The organism is Burkholderia sp. BCC0419, assembly GCF_902830285.1.
In the GTDB taxonomy this organism is placed as follows: Bacteria; Pseudomonadota; Gammaproteobacteria; order Burkholderiales; family Burkholderiaceae; genus Burkholderia.
Window position 1 is genome coordinate 575,964 of the sequence record NZ_CADESR010000002.1, and the last position, 18,405, is coordinate 594,368.

General features: G+C 67.6%; 16 protein-coding genes. 9 read left to right on the top strand and 7 right to left on the bottom strand.

The genetic code is table 11. The features are described from left to right. Positions 1-11 precede the first annotated feature (11 nt). Positions 12-956: a LysR family transcriptional regulator gene (locus HWW87_RS16040; protein WP_175821111.1), complete on the bottom strand. Its 945-nt coding sequence runs from the start codon at positions 954-956 to the stop codon at positions 12-14. Positions 957-1,248: 292 nt separating this feature from the next. Between HWW87_RS16040 and HWW87_RS16045 the strand changes: the two genes are divergently transcribed. From HWW87_RS16045 to HWW87_RS16085, 9 genes are all read left to right on the top strand, one after another. Further along, positions 1,249-2,580, top strand: a complete 1,332-nt coding sequence (locus HWW87_RS16045; RefSeq protein ID WP_175821112.1) for a cation:dicarboxylase symporter family transporter — start codon at positions 1,249-1,251, stop codon at positions 2,578-2,580. Positions 2,581-2,603: 23 nt separating this feature from the next. Continuing rightward, positions 2,604-3,164 carry a carboxymuconolactone decarboxylase family protein gene (locus tag HWW87_RS16050; protein ID WP_175821113.1) on the top strand — a complete coding sequence of 187 codons (561 nt, stop codon included), beginning with the start codon at positions 2,604-2,606 and terminating at the stop codon, positions 3,162-3,164. A gap of 13 nt (positions 3,165-3,177) precedes the next feature. After that, the gene (locus HWW87_RS16055) at positions 3,178-4,005 is read left to right on the top strand and encodes an SDR family NAD(P)-dependent oxidoreductase (RefSeq protein WP_175821114.1); all 828 of its coding nucleotides are present in this window, start codon (positions 3,178-3,180) and stop codon (positions 4,003-4,005) included. Then, complete coding sequence (locus HWW87_RS16060; RefSeq protein WP_175821115.1) at positions 4,005-4,841, top strand: amidohydrolase family protein; 837 nt, start codon at positions 4,005-4,007, stop codon at positions 4,839-4,841. The genes HWW87_RS16055 and HWW87_RS16060 overlap by 1 nt, the downstream gene beginning before the upstream one ends. Positions 4,842-4,910: 69 nt before the next feature. Next, positions 4,911-5,696 (top strand): substrate-binding domain-containing protein, encoded by a 786-nt coding sequence (locus HWW87_RS16065; protein WP_175821116.1) that lies wholly within the window; start codon positions 4,911-4,913, stop codon positions 5,694-5,696. Between the two features lie 32 nt (positions 5,697-5,728). Further along, positions 5,729-6,619, top strand: a complete 891-nt coding sequence (locus HWW87_RS16070) for an alpha/beta fold hydrolase (RefSeq protein ID WP_175821117.1) — start codon at positions 5,729-5,731, stop codon at positions 6,617-6,619. A gap of 61 nt (positions 6,620-6,680) precedes the next feature. After that, on the top strand, positions 6,681-7,571 hold the full coding sequence (locus HWW87_RS16075) for an alpha/beta hydrolase (RefSeq protein ID WP_175821118.1): 891 nt from the start codon (positions 6,681-6,683) through the stop codon (positions 7,569-7,571). A gap of 86 nt (positions 7,572-7,657) precedes the next feature. Continuing rightward, entirely contained in the window at positions 7,658-8,560 is a 903-nt protein-coding gene (locus HWW87_RS16080) for an amidohydrolase family protein (RefSeq protein ID WP_175821119.1), read from the top strand. 4 nt (positions 8,561-8,564) lie between these two features. Continuing rightward, on the top strand, positions 8,565-9,896 hold the full coding sequence (locus HWW87_RS16085) for an MFS transporter (RefSeq protein ID WP_175821120.1): 1,332 nt from the start codon (positions 8,565-8,567) through the stop codon (positions 9,894-9,896). A 130-nt stretch (positions 9,897-10,026) separates the two neighbouring features. On the opposite strand, the gene HWW87_RS16090 is transcribed toward HWW87_RS16085, so the two are convergent. The 6 genes from HWW87_RS16090 to HWW87_RS16115 all read right to left on the bottom strand — a co-directional run bounded on the left by HWW87_RS16090 (position 10,027) and on the right by HWW87_RS16115 (position 18,300). Continuing rightward, complete coding sequence (locus HWW87_RS16090; RefSeq protein ID WP_175821121.1) at positions 10,027-11,343, bottom strand: MFS transporter; 1,317 nt, start codon at positions 11,341-11,343, stop codon at positions 10,027-10,029. Between the two features lie 66 nt (positions 11,344-11,409). Then, the gene (tcuB, locus tag HWW87_RS16095; RefSeq protein WP_279608022.1) at positions 11,410-12,612 is read right to left on the bottom strand and encodes a tricarballylate utilization 4Fe-4S protein TcuB; all 1,203 of its coding nucleotides are present in this window, start codon (positions 12,610-12,612) and stop codon (positions 11,410-11,412) included. Next, positions 12,599-14,005 (bottom strand): FAD-dependent tricarballylate dehydrogenase TcuA, encoded by a 1,407-nt coding sequence (tcuA, locus tag HWW87_RS16100; RefSeq protein WP_175821122.1) that lies wholly within the window; start codon positions 14,003-14,005, stop codon positions 12,599-12,601. The genes tcuB and tcuA overlap by 14 nt, the downstream gene beginning before the upstream one ends. A 74-nt stretch (positions 14,006-14,079) precedes the next feature. Continuing rightward, a complete protein-coding gene (locus tag HWW87_RS16105) occupies positions 14,080-15,021 on the bottom strand; it encodes a LysR substrate-binding domain-containing protein (protein WP_175821123.1) in 942 nt (313 codons plus the stop codon). 283 nt (positions 15,022-15,304) lie between these two features. Next, positions 15,305-16,486 carry a fumarylacetoacetate hydrolase family protein gene (locus tag HWW87_RS16110; RefSeq protein ID WP_175821124.1) on the bottom strand — a complete coding sequence of 394 codons (1,182 nt, stop codon included), beginning with the start codon at positions 16,484-16,486 and terminating at the stop codon, positions 15,305-15,307. A 32-nt stretch (positions 16,487-16,518) separates the two neighbouring features. Continuing rightward, positions 16,519-18,300: an IlvD/Edd family dehydratase gene (locus tag HWW87_RS16115; protein ID WP_175821125.1), complete on the bottom strand. Its 1,782-nt coding sequence runs from the start codon at positions 18,298-18,300 to the stop codon at positions 16,519-16,521. Positions 18,301-18,405: the final 105 nt, after the last annotated feature.

Consider the following 18,405-nt stretch of genomic DNA (forward strand, 5'->3'; position numbering starts at 1 on the left):
TGTCGGGCGGGCTATTCGCCCGCGCCGGCCGCGAGCCACACGACCTGGTCGCTCCAGGTCTGGTCGCGCGTAAAGCTGAACAGTTTGTCCTTGAGCAGACGAATCCACGCGTCGACCAGGCGCGACGGACGATTTTCACGCAGCGTGCTGATCGATACGGTCGAGCGGATCGCCGGGCGCTCGATCGCGATCGCCTTCAGCTCCCCCCGCGCCAGTTCTTCCTGGATCGCGACATACGTGAGCAGCGAATAGCCGACGCCCGCGCGGACGAGCTGCTTGGTCAGCGCGACGCTGTCGATTTCAAACTCGATGCGCAGACGCACGCCGTGCTGAACGGCGGCCTGGTCGATCAGCCGCCGGTTGCTGTGCGGCAGCCCGGGCAGGATCAGCGGCACGTTGGCGAGATCGCGAATCTGCATGGTCCGGGTCGTCAGCACCGAATCGGGCGGCGCGACGAGGATCAGCGGCTCGCTGAAGAGCGGCACGATGTCGAACGCATCCAACGGCGGCTGGTTGTAGACCACCGCAAGATCGACGCGCCGGTCGAGCACCCATTCCTGCAGCGAATTGCTGAGCCCCTCGCGAACATGGAGCGACACGCCGGGCCAGTGCGCGTGAAAATCGCGAACGAGATCGGTGCCGATCAGCCGGCCGATCGTCGGCGGCAGCCCGACCGCGAGGTAGCCGCGCTCGCCGTCGGCGCTGGCGCGCACCTGGTCCGCCGTTTCGCTGACCATCCGTGTGATCATTTCGGCATGCTCGAGCAGGCGCGAGCCCGCGGCCGTCAACCGAACGCCGCGGCCGTAGCGCGTGAAGAGCGCCACGCCGATTTCTTTTTCCAGCTTGGCGATCTGCCGGCTCAGCGCCGGTTGCGCGATATACAGCTCCGCCGCCGCGCGGCTGAAGCTGCCCGCGCGGGCCACGTGAATGAAACTGCGCAGTTCCCGAATGTCCATGTCGATTTTGAGCTATGCCATCGTGGCATAGAAATACATGTTCATAAGGTCTTTGTCAAAGTTTCCGCCCGAATCTATGCTGGCATCACATAGCAAATCAATCCAATAACACATTCGGAGACGTCATGAACCCAGCCCATCCCGCCAGTCCCTTCAGTTCCGTCAGTCCGCCGTCCGTTCGCGTCGGCATCGCCGTGTCCGGCCGCTGCCGCGTCGCGCCGACTGTCTGAGCCGTCACCGCCGGTTCTCGTCCGACCGGAACGTCACGTCCACGGTATAAAAAGGATTACTGATGAAGAGCTTGAAGAAACTGCACGTCCAGGTATTGATCGGCCTGGCCTGCGCAATCGTGCTGGGGCTGCTCGCACCGAACACCGCGATCGCGATGAAGCCGTTCGGGCAGGGGTTCATCGCGCTGTTGAAGATGATGCTCGCGCCGATCATTTTCTGCACGCTGGTGCAGGGCATGGCCCACGTGAAGGATCTCCGGATGCTGGGTCGAATGGGCGTGAAATCGCTCGTCTACTTCGAAGTGGTCAGCACGGTCGCGATGGTGCTGGGCTTCGTGATGGTCAACGTGTTCCCGCCGGGAGCGGGCCTGCATGCCGCCAACATCGCCGAGAGCGCCGAAGCGCTGAAGACGACGTCGAACGCCGGCGAGATCTCCGCCGTCATGTATTTGCTGAGCCTCATTCCGCACACGCTCGTCGATGCGTTCGCGAAAGGCGACATCGTGCAGGTCCTGATCATCTCGATCCTGGCCGGGCTCGCGCTGAACGTATCGGTCGGCGCCGATTCGGTGGTGCTGCGCGGCCTCGACGAGGTGCAGAAGGTGCTGTTCCGGATGCTCGCATTCATCATGCGCCTCGCGCCGCTCGGCGCGTTCGGCGCGATGGCGGCCGCGGTCGGCAGTTACGGCGGCGTGACGCTGCTGTACCTGCTCAAGGTCATCGTTCTGTACTACGCGACGTCCGCGATCTTCGTGTTCGGCGTGCTCGGCGCGATCAGCTGGTCGATCGGCCTGCCGTTCGCCGGGATCTTGCGGCTGATTCGCGACGAGCTTCTGCTGACGCTCGGGACGGCGTCGAGCGAAGTGGTGTTTCCGCGCCTCGTCGAGAAGATGAAGCGGGCCGGTTGCGACGAGGTCGTGGTCGGGTTCGTGCTGCCGGCCGGCTACAGCTTCAATCTCGACGGCACCGCGATCTACATGGCGATCGCGATCGGTTTCATCGCGCAGGCGACCGATACGCCGTTCTCGCTCTGGCAGCAGCTTGGCCTGCTCGCGATTCTGAGCCTGACGTCCAAGGGCGGCACGACGGTTGCCGGCGGCGCATTCGTCAAGCTGGCCGCCACGCTGCAGTCGGTGCGCTCGCTGCCGCTCGCCGGGCTCGGCCTGCTGTTCGGCATCGACCGGATCATGGCGACCGCGACCGCGCTCGTGAACGTGGTCGGCAACACGATGGCGGTATTCGCGATCGCCCGCTGGGAAGGGCTGTTCGACGCGGCGGCGTTCGACCGCGAAACCGGGCGCACCGCGCGACGTTCGATGCTGCGCTCGCGCACCGCGGCCGCTCCTGCCGATGCGCGGACCGAACGGTCCGGCGCGGCCGCCGAAGCGAACTGAATTCTGTCGAGGTGATGTCATTCATGGAACGTATTGCTCCGCTCGCCCCCGAGCGACTGTCCGACGAACAGCGCCACGTGTACGACGCCATCGCCAGCGGGCCCCGCAAAGGCGTGCGCGGTCCGCTGGCCGTCTGGCTGCATCGGCCCAGGCTCGCCAGTTGCGCGCAGGCCCTCGGCCAGTACTGCCGGTATGACAGCAGCGTGCCGCCCCGACTCTCCGAGCTGGTCATCCTGTCGATGGGGCGCCACTGGCTGGCCGAGTACGAATGGGCCGCGCACAAGCCGTTCGCGCTGGCGGCCGGGCTCTCGATCGACGTGATCGATGCGATTCGCGACGGCGTCGAGCCGCCGTTCGTCCGCGACGACGAGAAGCTCGTCCACGCGTTCGTGACGCAACTGCATGAACGGCACGCGATCGACGACGCGCTGTATGCGGCGCTCGTCGACTCGCTCGGCGAAGGCGCGGTCGTGGATCTCGTCGGCATTGCCGGCTACTACACGCTGATCTCGATGACGATCAAGGTCTTCAACGTGCCGCCGCCGGCCGGCGTGGCGCCTGAACTTCCCGCAACACACGGTTGAATACACACACATCATGAACGACACATCCATCCACGAAGCAGGCGCAGGCCGCCTGCAAGGCAAGGTCGCGATCGTCACTGGCGCGGGCTGCGTCGGTCCCGGCTGGGGTAACGGCCGCGCGGTGGCCGCACTGTTTGCCGCAGCCGGTGCCAAGATCTTCGCGGTCGACATCAACATGGACGCGATGGCCGAAACGGTACGCCGCGTCACCGAGCTCGGCGGGGACATCACCGCGCATACGTGCGACGTCACGAACAGCGCCGCCGTCGCGGCGATGGTCGACGCATGCCGCGAAACCTATGGTCGAGTGGACATTCTCGTCAACAACGTCGGTGGGTCGGCCGCGGGCGGCCCGGTCGCGCTGTCGGAAGAGGCATGGGACAAGCAGGTTGCGTTCAACCTGAAGAGCGTCTATCTGACCTGCAAGCACGTGCTGCCGGTCATGGAGCAGCAGGGCGCCGGCGCGATCGTCAACACGGCGTCGACCTCCGGCATCCGCTGGACCGGCTCCGCGCAGGTCGCGTACGCCGCCTGCAAGGCCGGCGTGATCCAGTTGTCGAAGGTGGTGGCCGTCGAATACGCGAAGAAGGGCGTTCGCGTGAATACGGTCGTGCCGGGCCAGTTGCATACGCCGATGGTCGAGGCGCGTCTCGCCGGGCAACGCGCCGGCGGCGATATCGACAAGCTGCTCGAAAGCCGGCTCGCCCGCATCCCGCTCGGCTTCATGGGCGACGGCCGCGACACGGCGAACGCTGCACTGTTCCTGGCCTCCGACGAAGCCCGCTTCATCACCGGGACGGAAATCGTCGTGGACGGCGGCATGACGGCGCGGTGCGACTGATGGCGGACGTTCGACGGGGCCGCGCGGCACGCAGCGTATGGGATTGCCACACGCACGTCTACGGGCCGTGGGAACGGTTCCCGGTGCCGGCCGACGCCGCGTACCAGCCCGAGGCGGCGTCGATGTCGCGCTTGCTCGCGCTGCACGAACGGCTCGGCGTCACACACGGCGTGATCGTCCAGGCCGCGTGCTATCGGCACGATCACACCGCGTTGCTGGCCGCGATCGCCGCGACCGGCGGCGCCTATCGCGGCGTGGCGCTCGTCGACGACACGATGGACGACGGCACATTGCGCACGCTGCACGAAGGCGGCGTACGCGGCATCCGCTTCAACTTCATGGGGCACCTGCCCGGCGAGCGCGACACGGACACGCTGCTGCGCACCGCGGAGCGCGTGGCGGCGCTCGGCTGGCACGTGCTGCTGCACGGCCGGCTCGCCGACCTGCTGCCGGTGCTCGACACGTGGGCCGGGGTCGACATTCCGATGGTGATCGACCACCTGGCGCGCCCGTCGTTGCAGGCGCCGTGGACCGACGACGCACGCGACGCGCTGCTCGCGCATCTCGGCGATCCGCACCGCTGGATCAAGCTGTCCGGCGTGGATCGATTCGCGGGCGGTGATGCGCACGCATGGCCCGATGCGCGGCCGCTTGCGCGCCGGCTGCTCGATGCCGCGCCGGACCGGTCGATCTGGGGATCGGACTGGCCGCATCCGAACATCGAAGGCGCGCCGCCGGACGACTTCGCACTGCTGACGTTCGTGCGCGGCCTGTGCGGCGACGACGCGCTGGCCGATGCCGTGCTGGCCGGCAATCCGCTGCGGCTCTACGGCTGAGTCGAAGCAATCGGCGAATCGCTGCCCGGCGGACGAACGAAAACTTGCAGTGAACCTCGAGGAGGAGACATGACGGAAAAATCGCGCTGGCGGGCTGGCCTGGCCGCCGCGGCATGGATCACGCTGTGCGCGGCGTCGCCCGGCGCGCATGCCGACGACATTCACGTACTGGCGACCGGCGCGCTGCATGGCGCCTTCGAGCAACTGGTGCCCCTGTTCGAAAAATCGTCGGGGCATCGTCTCGAGATCGCGTGGGGGCCGTCGTACGGCACGTCGCCCGAGGCATTGCCGATGCGCTTGCGCAACGGCGAGCCGGTCGACATCTGCTTCATGATCAAGCCGGCCCTTCAGCAGGAAGTCGACGCCGGCCGATTCGACCGGGCCTCGCTGTCGGACATCGCCGCCAGCGGAATCGGCGTCGCGGTGCGCAAGGGCCTCGCGGTGCCCGACGTCGGGACGGACGACGCGCTGCGTCGCGCGTTGCTCTCGGCCCGATCGGTCGCGTTCTCCGAAGGGGCGAGCGGCGCCTACATCGTCGGCACGCTGTTCGAGCGGCTCGGCATCGCCGAACAGATGAAATCGAAGAGCGTGCTGGTTCGCGGCAAGGAACTCGTCGGCGCCGCACTCGCGCGCGGCGACGCCGAGCTGGGGCTGCAGCAGATCAGCGAACTGAAGGTCACGCCGGGCATCGACTTCGCGGGGCCCCTGCCTGCCGACGTGCAGAAGACCAGCGTGATCTCGGCGGCGATCGCCGTGCATGCGCAGGCGCCCGATGCGTCGCGCGCATTCGCGGCGTTCCTGAAGACGGCGCCCGCTGTCGCGGTGCTGAACAAGACGGGCCTCGATCCGCTTTGACGCAACGGTCCGTATCGACCCATGAGGAGACGATGAAAGCGAACAAGATTCTGACGCGGCTCGCACTGGCCGCCGCCTTGGCGGCATCGGTCGCGGCCTGTACCACACATTCTGTCGACGCGAATGCGGTTCAACGCACGCTCGTGTCGAACGGCGACGTCCAGATCGAAACGCTCGTGCAAGGGCGCGGGCCGGTGATCGTGATCCTGCCGTCGCTGGCGCGCGGCGCGGAAGATTACGACGAAGTCGCGGGCATGCTTGCGCACGACGGATTCCGGGTCTTGCGGCCGCAACCGAGAGGCATCGGCCGCAGCACGGGGCCGATGACCGGTCTCGACCTGCATGCGTTTGCAGCGGATGTCGCGCTCGTGCTCGATCACGCACACACGGGGCCTGTCGTGATCGTCGGGCATGCATGGGGCAGCCAGCCCGCGCGCATGCTGGCGGTCGACCGCCCCGATCTCGTACGCGGCCTCGTGATGGCCGCGGCTTCGGCCGGCAAGCTGCCGCCGGGATCGACCGAGAAGCCGTACGGCCGCCTGCGTGAAGCGATCGACGGCGCGGGCGACCCGCGGGTGCCGGACGCGCAGCGGCTGACCTACCTCCGGCAGGCGTTCTTCGCGCCCGGGCACGACCCGAGCGCCTGGTTGAACGGCTGGTATCCGGCCGTGCACGCGGCGCAGGCGCATGCGCGCAACGTCACGCCGATCGATGCGTATTTCGGCGGCGGCACGGTGCCGATGCTCGATCTGCAGGCGCAGTACGACGCGGTCGTCGTGCCGAACGTGTTCAAGCCTTGGCTCGGCGAGCGCGTGACCGTGCAGGTCGTCGCCGATGCGGGCCACGCGATGGCGCCCGAGCAGCCGCGCGCGATGAGCGATGCGATCGCGGCCTTTGCGCGCAAGGTCTACCGCACGAATTGATCGTCAGCGGCACGCGTCGAAAGAAGCGAATGGATTCGTCAATCAATCAGGAGATCAAAACATGAAGGCATCGAAGCGCGGCATCGTCGCCGCATGCGTGTTGTGGTGGGCGGCGTCCGCCTTTGCATCGTCCGGCGCGGCCGCGGTCGACCGGGAAATCGTCCGGCACGGCGACGTGCAGATCGACGTGATGCGCGAGGGGCAGGGCCCGCTGATCGTGATTCTGCCGTCGCTTGGGCGCTCGGGCCGCGATTACGACGCGGTCGCCGCGCGGCTCGTGGCCGACGGTTTTCGCGTGCTGCGCCCGGAGCCGCGCGGCATCGGGCAGAGCAAGGGGCCGATGGACAACCTGTCGGTCCACGATTTCGCGGCGGACGTCGCGACGGTGATCGAGAACGAACATCGCGGCCCGGCGATCGTCGTCGGCCATGCGTGGGGCAATTTCCCCGCGCGCATGCTGGCCGTCGACCGGCCCGATCTCGTGCGCGGTGTCGTGCTCGCGGCTGCGTCCGCCGGCAAGGTGCCGCCCGGCTCGACGGAGAAGCCGATCAGCGCCGAGATCCGGCAGGCGATCGACGGCGCCGGCGATCTTTCGCTGCCGGAAGCCAAGCGGATCGAATACCTGAAGAAGGCGTTCTTCGCGCCGGGCAACGATCCGCGGGTCTGGCTGGACGGCTGGCATGCCGCCACGCACGACGCCGAATCGCATGCGCGCGAGACGACGCCGGTCGATGCGTATTTCGCGGCCGGCACCGCGCCGATTCTCGACCTGCAGGCCGAACACGACGCCGTGGCCCCGCGCCGGTTCTCGAACGTGTTGAAGTCGATGCTCGGCGACCGCGTGACGATCGTGAGGATTCCGGATGCCGGCCACGCGCTCGCACCCGAACAGCCGGTCGCCATGGCCGACGCCATCGCCGCGTTTGCACGGAAGATCGCGAGCCCGCAGTGAGCGTTCGTCGACGGCGGTTCGACCGAGCCGCCGGTTCGATGTCGTGCGCCGGACGTGCATCGCATAGGCTCAAGGAAACTATCGACATGACCCTGACTTCGCCGAATGCCGCCGGGCATTCACGCAAATTTTCTCCGCCGCCGTTGGCCGAACCGCGTCGGCCGGTCCTGCGCTTGCCGGCCGACAGCTGCGACGCGCATTGCCATGTGTTCGGACCGTTCGACCGGTATCCGTTGCCCGACGATCGCAGCTTCGATCCGTCCGCCGCGCCGGAAACGGCGTTGCGGCACCTGCACGAGCGCCTCGGCTTCTCGCGCGCCGTGATCGTACAGAGCCAGGGGCACGGGTTCGATCACCGCGCGATGCTCGACGCGTTGCGCGCCGGCGCCGGGCGTTACAAGGGCGTCGCACTCGTTCGGCCGGGCGATCCGGACGCGCTCCTTGCGGAGTACGACGCGAACGGGGTGTGCGGCGCGCGGTTCAACTTCCTCGCGCATCTCGGCGGTCGTCCGGATCCGGATGCGGTCAGGACCGTCGCCGCCCGCATCCGGCCGCTCGGCTGGCATCTGGCGATTCACGTGGCCGGACAGGACATCGTCGAATTTTCGCCGTTCATCCGTTCGCTAGACCTGCCGGTGGTCATCGACCACATGGCGCGGGTCGACATCGACGGAGGGGCGGACAACCCGTCGGTGCGTGCGTTGTGTGCGTTGCTCGATACGGGACACGTATGGGTCAAGCTGTCGGGTGCGGACCGGATGTCGAAAACCGGCGCGCCGTTCGACGACACGCTGGCCGTCGCACGCCGCTTCGCCGAACATGCGCCCGAACGCGTGCTGTGGGGCAGCGACTGGCCGCACGTGAACCTCCGCCACGCGATGCCGGACGACGGCGACCTCGTCGATCTGATCGCGCGAATCGTGCCGGACGAGGCTCGCCGCATCCGGATGCTGGTCGACAACCCCGCCCACTTCTTCGGATTCAGGTGAACCCATGGCCTCGACACTTTCCGTTGCGCACGACCAGCTGGATGTGACGAACGACGCCGCACTCCAGCGCGCATTGCGCAAGAACCTCGTTCGCCTCGTCCCGCTGCTGGCGATCGGCTACTTCTTCAACTACATCGACCGCACCAACATTGGCTTCGCGGCGCTGACGATGAACCGCGATCTCGGCCTGACCGGCAGCCAGTTCGGCATGGCGGCCGGGCTGTTCTTCGTCGGGTACTGCGTGCTCGAGGTGCCGAGCAATCTCGCGCTCTACCGGTTCGGCGCGCGGCGCTGGCTGGCTCGCATCATGATCAGCTGGGGGCTGCTGTCCGCCGCGTGCGCGTTCATCCAGGGGCCGACCAGCTTCTATGTGCTGCGCGTGCTGACCGGGGCGGCCGAAGCCGGTTTCTTTCCCGGCGTGCTGTTCTATCTGTCGTGCTGGTTCCCGAAAGCGTGGCGCGTGCGGGTGCTCGCGTGGTTTCTGGTGGCGATCCCGCTGTCGTCGGTGGTCGGCGGCGTGCTGGCGGCGTTCATCATGCAGCTGGACGGAACCGGCGGGCTCAATGGCTGGCAATGGCTGTTCGTCATCGAAGGGTTGCCGGCATGTCTGCTCGGCCTGCTAACCCTGTGGCTCTTGCGCGACCGGCCTGAGCAGGCGGAATGGCTGACACGGGAGGAATGCGCCGCGTTGTCCGACGTCTTGGCCCACGAATCGGCCGAGTTACCGAAACGGAACTTCGGCGCCGTGCTTCGCGACGTGCGCGTCTGGATCATGGTCGGCATTCTCTTCTGCTACTGGATCGGTATCAACGGGATCGCGATCTGGCTGCCGCTGATGCTCAAGGGGCACGGACTGTCGACGTTCGCCGTCGGGCTGCTGTCAGGCGTGCCGTACCTCGTCGCGGCCGTCGTCATGATCGCGTGGGCGCGGTTGATGGAGCGTCACGGGCGGCATCTGCTGCATCTCGCGCTCGCATGCGTCGTGTCGGCGGCGGGCCTGATGTTCGCCGTCGCTTTCTCATCGCTGCTGCCCGCGCTCGTCGGCATGGTGTTCGCGGTGATCGGGCTGAGCGCGGCCCGACCGGCGTTCTACAGCCTGCCGTCACGGTATCTGACCGGCGTCGCGGCGGCGGGCGGGATGGCGTTCATCAATTCGATGGGCAGCCTCGGCGGCTACGTCGGCCCGTGGATGGTCGGCGCGCTGAAGGACGCGACGCATTCGTATGCGCCGGGCATGCTCGCGATGTCGGTGTCGCTCGCGCTGGCCGCGCTGTTGACGTGGGGTTTGGCCGTTTATACGCGACATGAATCGTCGGGTGCGACGGGCGTCGACTGAAGCGGTTTCGCCGGTGCACCGCGCCGTGCAATGGTTCGCTCGGGCCGGAGCCTTCGCCGCGCGGTGCGTTGCCGCTGCGACCACCGCGGCCCAACCGTGTCGCCGGGCGCGCTCATTCGCCGGGCACTTCTCACGCAGGTGACGCCGAACGCCGCGCGGCGCCGCCTTTGCGATACAGCGACAGGGTCGCGACCAGCCCGCAGCATGCGGCGAAGCTGAGCCAGTAGCCGGGCGCGGCCTTGTCGCCCGTCACCTCGATCAGATAGGTCGATACCGCGGGCGTGAAGCCGCCAAAGACCGCGGTCGCGAGGCTGAAGGCAAGCGAGAAACCGGCCACGCGAACGCTGGCGGGCATGATTTCGGTCAGCGCCGCGACCATGGCGCCGTTGTACATGCCGAAGAAGAAGGAGAGCCACAACAGCACGGCCAGCATGCGGCCGAAGCTGGGCGCGGATGAAAGCCACGCGAGCGCCGGATACGACGTCACGATGGCCGCGACAGCGATGGCTACGAGGATGGGCTTGCGTCCGACGCGGTCCGACAGCGCACCGCCGACGGGCAACCAGAAGAAATTCGACACGCCCACGCACAGCGTGACGATCAGGCTGTCCGCCGTGGACAGTTTCAGGACGGCCCTGCCGAACGTCGGCGTGTAGACCGTGATGAGGTAGAACGTCGTCGTGGTCATCGCGACGAGCAGCATGCCGGAAAACACGGTGTGCCAATTCCGCAGCATCGTCGCGAACACCTCGCGCGCACGCGGATGATGGGTGCGCGCCCTGAATTCGTCCGTTTCCTGCAGCGTTCGGCGAAGCAGGAAAATGACCGGCACGATCGCGCAACCGATGAAGAACGGAATGCGCCAGCCCCATGCACCGATTTCCTGGCTCGTCAGCAGATGATTCAGCAGATAGCCCAGGGCCGCCGCGATGACGATCGCGACCTGCTGGCTGGCCGACTGCCAGCTCGTATAGAAACCCCGGTGCCCGGGCGTGGCCATTTCCGCGAGATAGACCGACACGCCGCCCAGCTCGGCCCCGGCGGAGAAGCCCTGCAGCAGGCGTCCCAGCAACACCAGCGCCGGTGCGGCGAGCCCGATCGTCGCGTACCCCGGCACGCACGCGATCAGGATCGTGCCGCTCGCCATGATCGAGAGCGTCACGATCAGCCCTTTGCGTCTTCCCACTTCGTCGATGTAGGCGCCGAGCACGATCGCGCCGAGCGGGCGCATCAGGAAACCGGCGCCGAAGACGGCAAACGTCAGCAGCAGCGACGCGAACTCGCTTGCCGCCGGAAAGAAGACGCGCGAGATGCTGGTCGCATAGAAGCCGAACAGGAAAAAATCGAACTGCTCGAGAAAATTGCCGCTGGTCACGCGCAGGACCGCGCCGAGCTTCGACGTGCCTGCGGCCGTGCCGTCCGGCGCGGTTGACGGTGAGGGTTGCATGGGGTGTCTCCGTTGAATGTATTGTGCGAAGCGGCCCGAAAGCCGCGCCGCTTCGATTGGCCCGGTTCAGTCCGAGCCGAGTTGCAGGCGGTCGGCCTGGCGCTTTTCGATCGATGACTTGAGCAGCGCCGCGCAGCGAAAGATGCCGTGCGCGAATTTTCCGTACGGCAACGTTGCGAAAAGCGCCATCACGATGCCGAGATGAACGGCGAGCAGCGTCGCCATTGCGCTGCTGTCGCGCCACGCGAGCAGCGCCAGTCCCGACGCGCTCACGAGCATCAGCAGCGCAATGAAGCCGCGGTCCATCGGACGTTGTGCCGGATCGGTCCGCGCGGGGTCGCGCCGCAGGTTGAGCCACAAGAGGCCGGCAGGCCCGATCATCAGGCCGATTCCGCCGGCGGTGCCGAGCAGCACGGGCAGGCTCAGGAACGCGTACGGCGCGTGCAGGTCCAGCGCGTAGTGATAGAAGGTCGCCACGAGCGTGGCCGCAAAGCACAGCATGAAGCCGTAGAACGTGAAGTGGTGAAACCGGCGCCGCGCGAGCGTGAACGCATCGTCCGATTCGTTGCAGCCGTCACCGTGGCCGCCGTCGAGATAGGTGAGCGCGAGCGCGTGTTTCGCCGCCTCGGCAACCGCGGGCATGCTTGCCGTACCCGACGACACGTCGCGCCAGAAGCGCGTCACGCCGACCCCGAGCGCCAGAACGGCGAGGCCGAACACCGAGCCGAACATCGCGGCGAGCAGGTTGTGCGGAAAGATCGCATAGAAACGGCCGCCCGACGGGCCATGCAGCAGCGAGCCGTGCATCGCGACGCCGAGCATCAGGAAAAGCGCCAGTCCGATCGCCAGCGCGAGGGCGACGGTCAGGCCGTTGCGCCTGTAGAGCTTGCCCATCGCGGCGGGCCACGCATATTCGACATACGTATCGAGCCGGACCTGCGCCATCGCCTTCGGCACGTTCACGGCGAATTCGTGCGGCGGCGCATATTGGCATGCGTGATAGCACGCGCCGCAGTTGTGGCACAGGTTGGCCAGATAGTTGACGTCCGCCTTCGCGAACTCGAGCCGGCGCGTCATCGCCGGAAAGACCGCGCAAAATCCTTCGCAGTAGCGGCACGCATTGCAGATCTGCATCTGGCGCGCGACTTCCGCTTCGTTGTCGGTGACGGGCACGATGCGAATCACGGCGGCGCCGCTCGCGCGTTTCGACGGCCGGCCGGCGGGGGCGAGCGCGTGGGCGTCGCGAACTTGTTCTTCAATATCGTGCACGTTGAACTCCGGTCGTTTGCGCGGCCTTTGCCGCCTCGGTGCCCGCGATACGGCCGAACGCGGTGCCGATCGACATCCCGACGCCCGCCGTGTAACCCTTGCCCAGCACGTTGCCGGCCATCATCTCGCCGGCAACGAACAGGTTGCCGCTCGGCTGTCCGCCGAAGTGAACCTGCGCGCGCTCGTTGACCTTGAGCCCGAGATACGTAAACGTGATGCCGGGACGCAGCGCGTAGCCGAAGAAGGGCGGCGTATCGATCGGGCGTGCCCAGTGGGTTTTCGCGGGAATGACGCCTTCGGTGCGACAGTCGTCGAGCACGGTGTGATCGAACGTGCCTGCCCGGCATGCGGCGTTGTATGCGCGCAGCGTCTCGACGAACGCACGTTCGGGCAGGTTCAGCCGGCGCGCGAGTTCCGGCAACGAATCGGCGCGGACACCCGGAAATACCGGCGGCATGAAGCGTCCAACGGCCTTGACATCGATGATCGAGTAGGCTGTCTGCCCCGGCTGTTGCGCGACGAGGCGGCCCCAGATCGCATAACGCTTCGGCCAGAAGTCCTCGCCTTCGTCGTAGAAGCGCTGCGCATCGCGGTTGACGACGATACCGAGCGATACGCAATCGATCCGCGTGCAGATGCCGCCGTCGTAGAGCGGCGCGCGTGCGTCGATCGCGACGCAATGCGACTGCGACGGGTCGCCGATCGCATCCGCGCCGGCGTCGAGCAGGGCCTTGAGCAGGACGCCCTGGTTGAACCGCGTGCCGCGAATGAGGAAATTGTCGGCGGGCCACTCGCCACGCTCGTTTTGTCCCCACGCTTCACGCAGCCATTCGCGGTTGGATTCGAAGCCGCCCGCCGCGAGCACGCAACTGCGCGCCTCGAAGCGCCGGCTCCCGCTAAGCGCGGCGACGAAGCGTTCGCCGTCGAGCTCGATGGCGTCGACGGGCGTGTCGTAGCGAATCTGTACGCCAAGCGCTTCGGCGCTGCGGTAATACGCGTTCACGAGCGCCTTGCCGCCGCCCATGAAGAATGCATTGGTCCGCGCCACGTGCAGTGCGCCGGACAACGGCGGCTGAAACCGCACGCCATGTGCGTGCATCCACGGGCGACAGTTCGCCGACGCGCGGATCGCGAGTCGGGCCAACACCTCGTTCGTGATGCCGCCCGTGACCTTCAGCAGGTCTTGCCAGTACTCTTCTTCCGGATAGGCGCCGACCAGCACGTCCTGCGGGCCGTCGTGCATGCAACGCAGGTTGCGGGTGTGCTGGGAGTTTCCGCCGCGCCATTCGCGCGGCGCCGCTTCGAGCAGTAGCACCGACGCGCCGGCTTCGCGCGCCATCAATGCGGCGCACAGCGCCGCGTTGCCGCCGCCGATTACGAGAACATCGACCATCTGAGTTGTCTCCTTTGAGACGCACTCTACGGATCGGCCTCGCCTGCCGCTATCAGCGGAGCGGCAACACGTCTTCAGTTTTTGTGAAGAGGCGGCTCGCGCAGCGTGGCGCCGGGCCATCCGCCTGCCGCGATGATCTCGCGCGCCACGTCGGCGAGGACGACCCGCGCGGCGAGCCCGGCGGGAGACAACTCGTCGTCGGAGACGCTCGCGATCAGGTTGGGCCTCGTCGCGTGGGCGTCCGCGACCGGGACGCTCGTGAGCGCGGCATTCTCGAGCCGCGCGAGCGCCGCGCCCGGTTGAATGGTTGCGCCGAGCCCGCCGCGCACCGCATCCATCAACATCGCGAGGCCGTCGACTTCGGCGGCAATGTGCGGGGTAAAGCCGGTGCGGGCGAATGCGACATCCAGCAATGCGCGCAGGCCATGCGGACCGCTCGGCAGGATCAGCGGCACGGCGCCGAGGTTCGCCAGGTGCACATGCGGCCCGTCGGGCATGCCCGGCAGGCCGGGGGCGCCGATCACGAACAGATGCTCGTCGAGCAACGGCATCACGCTCCAGCGCTGCGCGGGTTCTTCACGAAACAGGATCGCCAGGTCGATTTGCCGCGCACTTAGCATCGCGCCGAGATAGCCCGACAGGCTCTCGACCATGCGCAGCCGGACATCCGGATAGCGCTGTCGCATCGCCCGCATGAACGCGAGGCCGAGTACGCCGGTCGTACTGGGCGCAAGCCCGACGCTGACGTGCCCCGACAGGCGCGCCTGACGCGCGGCCAGCGCTGCATCGTCGACGTGGCGCAACGCGAGTTGCGCCTGTCGCCAGAATGCAAGACCGGCGTCCGTCGGCACGACGCCCGTGGAGGTGCGTTGCAGCAGGCGCGTGGACAACTCGCTCTCGAGCCGGCTGATCTGCTGGCTCAGGGCGGACGTCACCACGCCCAGTTCCAGCGCGGCCTTGCCCATGCTGCCGTGTTCCACGACGCAGACGAAATAGCGCAGTTGCCTCAGTTCCATCGACACCTCGAATTGACTCAGCCGCGGTATTGTCGCAGCCGACGAGGCGCCGGTGGGAGAATCGCGTCCGCCGAGCCCGTGGAGCGTCGCCGGAAAGACGGTCGAGCCTGCGGGAGCAGCCGGCGGCGCCGCGCGACACGGCCGTTCCGGCTCGGCGAGCGCTTCGATCGGGAGGCGGCGGCCGGCGACGTGCGTGCCGGCGCGAACGCCCGTTTCATACCGCTCCGCCTACTGTCCGTCGATGTCGTTAGCGAAGGGCTTCATGTCGTCGCGTCTCCCGCCTTCACGCAGCAAGCAGCCCGCGCGCAGCCAGATTCGCATACAGCGCGCGCACGCCGAAGGTCCACGGCGCGATCTCCGTGCAAAGCCGCACGGTGTTGACCAGTGCGCCGAGCGCGGGCGTGGAAATCGTGACGCGGTCGCCCAGGTGATGCGTGAATCCGCCGCCGGGCGCGTCGCGATCCTGGATCGGCGAGAACATCGTGCCGAGGAACAGCATGAAGCCGTCCGGATACTGGTGATGCGCGCCGCAGGTCTGCGCGACGAGCTCGGCCGGGTCGCGGCTGATCTCGCGCATGTGGCTGATGCCGTCGAGGACGAAGCCGTCGTCCGCGCCTTCGACGCGCAGCGACACGCTGCATTCCCGCACGCCGTCCAGCGTGAAGCCGTCGTCGAACAGCCGGACGAACGGGCCGATCGAGCACGAACCGTTGTTGTCCTTGCATTTGCCGAGCAGCAGCGCCGAACGGCCTTCGATGTCGCGCAGGTTCACGTCGTTGCCGAGCGTCGCGCCCACCGGCCTGCCGTCGCTGGCCACCGCCAGCACGATCTCCGGCTCCGGGTTGTTCCACACCGACACGGGCAGCAGCCCGACGTCCGCGCCGAAGCCGACCGCGGACATCGGCTGCGCCTTGGAGAACACCTCGGCATCCGGGCCGATGCCCACTTCCATGTATTGCGACCACGCGCCGCGGCGCTCGAGTTCCGCCTTCAGGCGCAGCGCGGCGTCCGAGCCGGGCACGATCTTCGACAGGTCGGTGCCGATGGTTGCGGCGATGGTGTCGCGTACCTCTCTCGCCTTGGCCGGATCGCCGCCGGCCTGTTCCTCGATCACGCGCTCGATCAGGCTGACCGCAAAGGTCACGCCGCACGCCTTGATGGCCTGCACATCGCACGGCGCGAGCAGGTGCGTGGCGCCGGGCGTGCCGTCCAGCGCCGCCTGCAGCAGCGGCTCGACGCGGCCGAGCGATTCGCCGGAAGCGGTGCGCGCGACGGCGACCGCATCGGGATGGTCGAACAGGTCCGCGGTGGTCGGCACGGTGCGCGTGATGTCGAACACTTCGCCGCCGCGCACGGCGACGACGCTCGGGCCCGCGTGGGCGCCGTCGTGTCGCCACACGCGGCCGATCAGCAGCGCGTGGGCGAGGTCGTGCGGCAGGCAGTCGGAAACGGAAGGAGTACGCATGATCAGCTCGGCAAGAGTCGGGGGCGGTGGGGTCAGTGCGAATGGCGCGGGTTGCCGCGCTGCTCGATCACCTTCAGGTACAGCGTGGCCGGTTCGAGGCAGCCGCCGGTGGACAACTGGCCGACGAACCGGCGATAGAGTTCCTGCCACGGCGTTTGCGCCTGCGGCACGGTGAAGCTTGCGGTCTCGCGGCGGCGCGCGAGTTCGTCCTCGTCGACGAGCACGTCGACGCTGCGGCGATTCAGGTCCACGCGCACCCGGTCGTTCGTGCGCAGCAGCGCGAGGCCGCCTCCCACCGCGGCTTCCGGCGACATGTTCAGGATCGACGGGCTGGCCGACGTGCCGCTCTGGCGTCCGTCGCCCATGCACGGCAGCGACGCCACGCCGCGCTTCACCAGCTCGGCGGGCGGCGCCATGTTCACGACTTCGGAGCTGCCCGGGTAGCCGACCGTGCCGCAGCCGCGGATCACCAGGATGCAGCGCTCGTCGATGTTCAGCGCGGGATCGTTGATGCGTGCGTGGTAGTCCTCGGGGCCATCGAACACGATCGCGCGCGCCTCGAACGTATTCTCCGCGCCCGGCTCGGCGAGGTAGGTCCGGCGGAACGCGTCGCCGACCACCGACATCTTCATGATCGCGCTGTCGAAGAAGTTGCCCGACAGCACCATGAAGCCGGCCCCGTGCTTGAGCGGTGCGTCCGGCGTACGGATCACGTCGCGGTCGGCGTCCTGCGCGGTGTCGGCGATCTCGCCGATCGCACGGCCGGATACGGTCAGGCAGTCGCGCCGCAGCAGGCCGGCCGCATCGAGCTGGCGCAGCACGGCGGGCACGCCGCCGGCGCGATGGAAGCTCTCGCCGAGGTATTCGCCGGCGGGCATGCAGTTGACGAGCAGCGGCACGGCTTCACCGAAGCGCTGCCAGTCGTCCAGGCTCAGCTCGACGCCCATGTGGCGTGCAATCGCAATCAGGTGCGGCGGGCAGTTGGTCGAGGCGCCGAGCGCGGAGGCCACGACGATCGCATTCTCGAACGCCGCGCGCGTCATGATCGTCGACGGGCGCAGGTCTTCTCGAACGAGCTCGACCGCGCGCTTGCCTGTCGCGTAAGCCATCTGGCCGCGCTCGCGATAGGCGGCGGGAATGCTCGCGCACCCGGGCAGCGACATGCCCAGCGCCTCGGCGAGGCTGTTCATCGACAGCGCGGTGCCCATGGTGTTGCAGTGGCCGATCGACGGCGACGAAGCCGTGGTCAGCTGCATGAAGCCTTCGTAGTCGATCTCGCCGGCGGCGAGCAGGTTGCGCGCATGCCAGATCACCGTGCCGGAGCCGACCCGCTTGCCCTCATGCCAGCCGTCGAGCATCGGACCGCCCGACAGCACGATCGCGGGCATGTCGACGGTGGCCGCGGCCATCAGGCACGCGGGCGTGGTCTTGTCGCAGCCGGTCGTCAGCACCACGCCGTCCAGCGGAAAGCCGTGCAGCACTTCCACCAGCCCGAGGTAGGCGAGGTTGCGGTCGAGCGCGGCGGTGGGCCGGCGGCTCTGCTCGGCCAGCGGATGCACGGGGAACTCCATCGGAATGCCGCCCGCGTCGCGGATACCGGCCTTGGTGCGTTCGGCCAGCTCGATGTGGTGGCGGTTGCACGGCGCCAGGTCGCTGCCCGTCTGCGCGATACCGATAACAGGGCGGCCCGACTGCAGCTCCCCGCGCGTCAACCCGTAGTTCATGAAGCGCTCGACATAGAGCGCGGTCATGTCTGCGTGTGCGGGGTCGTCGAACCATTCCTGGCTGCGTAGTCGGCGAGGGATGTGTGACATGGCAGACTGTCTCCGAAGGGCCTTCTTGATTTTGCGTGCCGGATAGTTACCGGTAACATCGGTTGGATGTTAGCACGGGGTTTTTGCGTTGCGGAAGGGGAATTT